The sequence below is a fragment of the Oscillospiraceae bacterium genome, from assembly GCA_035353335.1.
Taxonomy (GTDB): Bacteria; Bacillota; Clostridia; order Oscillospirales; family JAKOTC01; genus DAOPZJ01.
Genome location: DAOPZJ010000092.1, coordinates 1 through 5,809 on the forward strand (window position 1 = coordinate 1; position 5,809 = coordinate 5,809).

At 44.9% G+C, this 5,809-nt stretch carries 6 protein-coding genes; 4 read left to right on the plus strand and 2 right to left on the minus strand.

The features are described 5' to 3' along the window. The coding region (locus tag PKH29_12305) for a hypothetical protein (protein ID HNX15621.1) at positions 1 to 631 on the minus strand (631 nt) is incomplete at its 3' end. Positions 632 to 690: 59 nt separating this feature from the next. Beyond that, on the minus strand, positions 691 to 1,878 hold the full coding sequence (locus PKH29_12310; GenBank protein ID HNX15622.1) for a hypothetical protein: 1,188 nt from the start codon (positions 1,876 to 1,878) through the stop codon (positions 691 to 693). 509 nt (positions 1,879 to 2,387) lie between these two features. Here PKH29_12310 and PKH29_12315 point away from each other — a divergent pair. The 4 genes from PKH29_12315 to PKH29_12330 form a co-directional block, all read left to right on the plus strand. Beyond that, a complete protein-coding gene (locus PKH29_12315; protein HNX15623.1) occupies positions 2,388 to 4,379 on the plus strand; it encodes a M28 family peptidase in 1,992 nt (663 codons plus the stop codon). 79 nt (positions 4,380 to 4,458) lie between these two features. Further along, positions 4,459 to 4,947, plus strand: coding sequence for a DUF177 domain-containing protein (locus PKH29_12320; protein ID HNX15624.1), 489 nt, complete (start codon positions 4,459 to 4,461; stop codon positions 4,945 to 4,947). A 28-nt stretch (positions 4,948 to 4,975) separates the two neighbouring features. Continuing rightward, entirely contained in the window at positions 4,976 to 5,167 is a 192-nt protein-coding gene (gene rpmF / locus PKH29_12325; GenBank protein HNX15625.1) for a 50S ribosomal protein L32, read from the plus strand. A 147-nt stretch (positions 5,168 to 5,314) separates the two neighbouring features. Then, on the plus strand, positions 5,315 to 5,809 hold a 495-nt coding region (locus tag PKH29_12330; GenBank protein HNX15626.1), incomplete at its 3' end, for a PDZ domain-containing protein.

The window sequence follows — 5,809 nt, forward strand, 5'->3', positions numbered from 1 at the left end:
CCATAAAGACATCCTGGTCATAAGTATTCATGTCCATAAACCAATAAGGATCATTGATATCAACAGGTTTGACAACGCCGACGACGCGGAACTTGAAGTATGCTCCCGCTTCCACCGATGAAAAGAGTTCTTCTGCCGAATACGGCATGGTGAAAAGGTATTCGCCGCCGATATCCAAGCTCATGTTTTTCATTGTGTACTCATTAACGGTTACTTCATACGCTCCGTCCACAAGTCCGGGTTTTGCTTCCCGGCCAAAGAGGATCTCAACTTTATCTTTAAAATTCTTGAGTGCAGTGATGTTGATTCGCGCAACAGCAGACTGAGCTGAATAGGGAGTCCTGACAAATGAACGCAAACCCATCTCCAGACGCGTGACGTCGCCGACTGTCGGAACCTTGATCTGTTTCATGAGCGTATTTGAGATATAGTCATCATAAACAGGAAACGGCTGTGTGCTGAAATTAAAGGTTTGGCTGACCTGATAAGTCCCCGGATATTGATGGTATTCCGCCTGATAATCCTGGAGATCCAAAATCAAAACCCGCTGTAAGATCGCATTTGTATACATCGGGATGCTGCTGACAACCGTGGCGATGATGAGAAAACCGATGAATAGGCAGACAAACATCCACCGGTTATTTAAAAGTTTCCGAAACACCAAAAGAGACAAATCAATATGCCTCCAATCTAACCGATTATGAGCTGATCCCCAACGGAGAGCCCGGTGAGAATTTCAGTCTGCGTAGCATTGCTGATACCTCGTGTGACTTCCACTTGAACGGGAAGCCCGTCTTTGAGTAAACGGAGATAATCTTTGCCTCCGTCTGAGATGATTAAATATGTATCAACCACAAAGGTATCTGTTTTGCTTACAAGTAAAAGTGATACTGCGGCTTTTTGGCCGATTAGGTTGGCATCTGCCATATTCAGGCCTTTAACAGTTAACAGATACATATATTTAACACCGTATGACTGCATTTGTTCGGGCGTAAGAGTCTCAGGCGTCTGTGTAACGGTTCCCGTATAATCAACACCGTTTAAAGTAACGGTCATTTCGGAGCCGACTTTAATATACATAGAAATATCATCAGTGCTTGAAAAATTGAGGTAGATCGATTTACTCGGTGCAATTGTAGCAAACTCTGCATTAGCTGAAATATTGGTACCGGGTTTATCGGTCGATGTCCAAATACAGATACCGGAAATCGGCGCATATAAAAAGCATGCGTTGTATTGAGCCTGCGCGGCCGCGATTTCCTGTTGTGCAAGCTCGTAGTTTGTCTTGAAAACGGCATAATTGTTTTTAGCGGTTGCCAGTGCATTATCATAGGCTTGCTGGGCAATTTGTACCTTTAGCTTTTGGCCTTCCAACGTTGTGCCGTCGCTCAATTTCCCACCGCCCTGAACGACTGTGAGATTATATTGTTCCTGATCCAGCGCAAGTTTGAGAAGAGCGACTTCACCTCCGCCCTGAGCGTTAATCTGAGCTGTATCCATTTGAATCTTCAACGTATTTACTTCACGCTGCTTCGTTGAGAGCAGAACTTTATATTCTGAGCTCTCGGCGAGGACAGCAATTAAATCGCCTTTGCTGACCTTCTGATTAAATTCAATCGAACGGGATAAAAGTTTTCCGCCGACCGGGAAAGAGGCGGTCGCGGAATCGGCTTCAGAAGGACGGAAAATTGCTTCGCCGGTGATTTCGTTTTTAATACCTGATTTTCCGATAGTTTCGGTTATGTATTTGACCGGTGCAGCGGAGACAAGTTTCGGCGGAAGGAGTTCCTCCTCCGTGGGCAACAGAGAACAACCGCTTCCGAATGCGATGATAAGAGCGAGAACCGCAACAAAAAAAATGCCAATGTACTTTTTCACAATATGACCTCCGAACGGAAAAATAACACACGTGACCCCGCGTAACGAGAGAAATTATACAGTTTTTACACGGAAGAAGTCAAGTACCAAACTTAAAATTTGGCTTTTCATCACAAAAGGGTATTTTGATGTTTAAAAATTACAATAATCCGGGAACGATTGTACAATGCTATCACAAATTCTTAACAACAAAAAACGAAATGTTATATCACTGTGAATCTTGACTTTTCCGAGCTTTTGCTGTAGCATAAAAAATGGCGCCGCGAAACGGCGGCGGAGAATTTTGTCATCAAATATTGTTTATTTATATAAAAATTCGGAAATGCGGTAGACTGATGATGTTTAAGAAGATTATTACATCCATATTTTTATGTATATCGTTGATAGCACCGGCGGTTTTACCGGGTTGTTCAAACGCGTATAAATCAGTTCAAACATCACAAGAAAACGCATATGCCTCTTTAATTCAGCAGCTGCCAACGGATTTAAACTTATCGATTGTGCAAACAATGTCAGCTTATAATGACGGAGAGCTTGGATTTTCACTCTCCGGAACCTCAAATGCATCTCAGACAGCGGATCTCATTCGTTCAAAAATGTCCCAAATCGGTCTTGAGGATGCGGTTAAAGAAGAATTTTCCTGTTCGGCATTTTCGTTTTGCTCCGCACAGCTCAGTTATCGGACAGTCGACGGAAATGTCGTGAGTTTTCGTCTTTCGGCGCTGCCGTCCGACAGCAACGGAGAGCAGCGCATGACGTTAGTCAGCGCCGGAGACGGTTCGTTGGAAGGTTATAAAAACATAACCGCTAGTGGGAAAGCGGTTTTGGCGATATTGAATGGTTATGATGCAGAAACCATAAAATACGTAATCGAAGAAGCCCGTACGCAGGGAGCGGCGGCTTTGATTGCGGCATTTTCAAGTTCAATTGATGAACAGCTGAATTCTGCCTATTACTGCGATTCCTATTCTATTACATCAACAATGCCCGTTTTAACTATGACAAATACAGATGCTCAAAAGCTGCTCAACGCTTATAACGGCGCTGTCAAAGAAGACAGTGCGCTCGTTGTGACATTAAATTCCGAATTCGGTTTTACTGACGAATCCGTCGGCTATAATATCGTCGGAACCATCCCGGGACTTGATTCAGATTCAAAAATTATCATTACAGCCGATTATGACCGGTTTTATCACGGTTATAACGAAAACTGCTGCTCGGTCGCATTGATGCTCGGCCTTGCGCAGGCCGTGAAGAGCAGTGGATATAAGCCACAAAAGACACTGGTTTTTGTGGCCTACGGCGGCTCGGAAATAGCAAAGCGCAACTCGGGTTATTCTACTTCTTACGGCGCATTTGTTCAACTTACCCAGACGCATTCCGAATGGGCGGCAGGGAATACCGTTCACATCGATATCACTATGCCCGCCGCCAACCACGGCTCAAGCTATCCGCTTGCGGTCAGTACCGGGTTGGAGACTTTTGTAGGTAATGCAGTAACGGGTTTGACCGGGCCGTTTATAAACGGCATTAAAATCAATAATAACGTCAAAGGCGGTGAAAGCGGTTTTATATTCGAATCGGCGGGTATTCCTACGATCGGACTGGATCTCGACGCAAGTGAATTTGCAATGAAATACCGCCATACCAATCTCGATAATTCCAACCGTTACAATGCCGCGGCTTTCCGGTTCAGTTATCAGCTTTATACAAAACTGCTGCTTGCTTTTGATCAGACTGCCGTAACGCCGTATAATTTCCTGCCGTTTTTTACGAATCTGAATTCGGGTCTTGACACTAAGTCATTATCCGCTTTTGATATAGATATTGCCGAGATAAAGGACTCGGCTTATACGGCAACGATTCAAGCCCAGATTTTAAATTATTACATCCGGCATATCAATGATGCGTATGAAGATGCCGTCGCGGCGGGAGAATATAACAAAGCGGCACGGATTTATTCAGCCGCTTCCCAACTTAACACACCGTTAAGAGATTTATTTGCGCGTATTAATTCGGTATTTACCGTATTGAACAGCCAAAACCGCAAGCAGTGTTCTTATGAAATTCCGACGGATTATTCAATAAAACTCGGGACCGCTCTTTTACAATTCCGGCAAGGGAAAATAGCGGCTTGCATCGAGACTTGCCAGTCGATCGGAGAATTAAAATATACCTTCCTTTTTGACGCTTCCGTATGTAATTCTGTTGCTGCTGCAGTCAATAACGGAAGCGTGAAAAATCTGTATTGGGCGGACGGTAAAATATATCCGCTTCCCGACATCTATGACACCTTACGGGACCTTTACCTGAAACGAAACGCAAGTTTTGCCGCTACTGATTTCGTTGAAGAACTCGATTCACTTCAAAATTATTGCAATTTCCAAACCGAGAATTTGGTTTCGGCATTCGAATCGCGCTCTGTCTCCTGCCGCCTGTTTGCCGGAGAAGCAAAAAAACTGATTGACTCTTGTGAAAAATTTGAGGGATATTTTGAATAAATCTTGATTTTAAAGGGTTGACAATATTTCTTCGCAGTGATATAATTATTCACGCTTTTGCGTTCTTGGAGGGGTTTCCGTGTTTATAGACATCTCTGATTTGATTGATGATCCGGGCGCGAAAGCAACACGCGAGGGAATCTGTGACTTTGCTGAGTGGCAGAGCGGGATGACACCGATTATCCGACATCCTGTCTCGGTGAAGGCGACCGCTTATAATGACAGCGGCGATATAATGCTTGAGCTCTCTGTTGATTTTATCCTGACCCTTGAATGCGACCGCTGTACCGAGGATTTTGAACTGCCTCGCTCGGAGTCGTTCCTCCACAAACTTAATGATTCCGAATCGGAACTCGGAGACCTCATTAAGCCCGACATCAACGGCCGCCTTGAACTCGATCCCATCGTCTGGGACGACATGATGTTCTGCGTGCCGCAGCGTCGTCTTTGCCGGGAGGGCTGCAAGGGACTGTGCGTCAACTGCGGAGGCAATCTCAATAACGGACCCTGCGGATGCAATAACCCGAAACCCGTGTTGTTTGAAGATGAGGATATTTCGGGCGACTGATTTCATAATGTTTTAGGAGGAAATAACAATGGCTGTACCTAAGAGGAGAGTTTCGAGCACGCGCAGAGACAAGCGCCGCTCTAATGTTTGGAAGCTCGACGCACCCACGCTGGTCAAATGCCCTCACTGCAAAGAGCTCACCGTTCCGCATAAAGTGTGCGGAAGCTGCGGTTATTACGGCGATAAAGAGGTCGTATCAAAGGAAGAGGAAAAGAAGTAATCACTGAAGCGACTGCTACAAGGGGAGGGGCAAAATCCTCTCCTTTTTTGCGTAAAAACGATTTCTTTGATTAAAAATACAAAAATTTGTTCAGAAGTCTAATCTTCCGATTAAACTTCCCGCTGTGTTTTTTTGGATGGAAAACGAATGAGTATTCAAATCTCGAGCGTTACCGAAAAGAGCATATGCGCTAACCATGGCGTACGTGTCGGCGATACTCTCGTGAGCATCAACGGCAACCCGATCCGGGATACGTTGGATTATGGGTTTTATGCAGCCGCACGCAAAGTGGAATTGGTTATTTCGAGAGCCGGAAGGACCTTTGCACTTTCTTTTAGCAAAGGTGAATACGAACCTCTGGGATTGGAATTCGGCACTTTTTTGGGTGACAAGCACAAGGGCTGCAGAAATAAATGCATCTTTTGTTTTATCGACCAAAACCCGAAGGGCATGCGCGAATCGCTTTATTTCAAAGACGATGACGAACGGCTTTCTTATCTGCTCGGCAATTATATCACGCTGACCAACCTGACCGATGAAGAAGCAGATAAAATCTGCCGAATGCGCCTTTCTCCGGTGAATGTCTCGGTGCACACCACCGATTCCGAACTGCGCGAGAAGATGATGAAAAATACGCACGCC

Excerpts from the sequence above, each read along its gene's own strand:
- PKH29_12315 (HNX15623.1), top strand. The coding sequence starts at position 2,388 with ATGTCAGCTTATAATGACGGAGAGCTTGGATTTTCACTCTCCGGAACC.
- rpmF (HNX15625.1), top strand. The coding sequence starts at position 4,976 with ATGGCTGTACCTAAGAGGAGAGTTTCGAGCACGCGCAGAGACAAGCGC.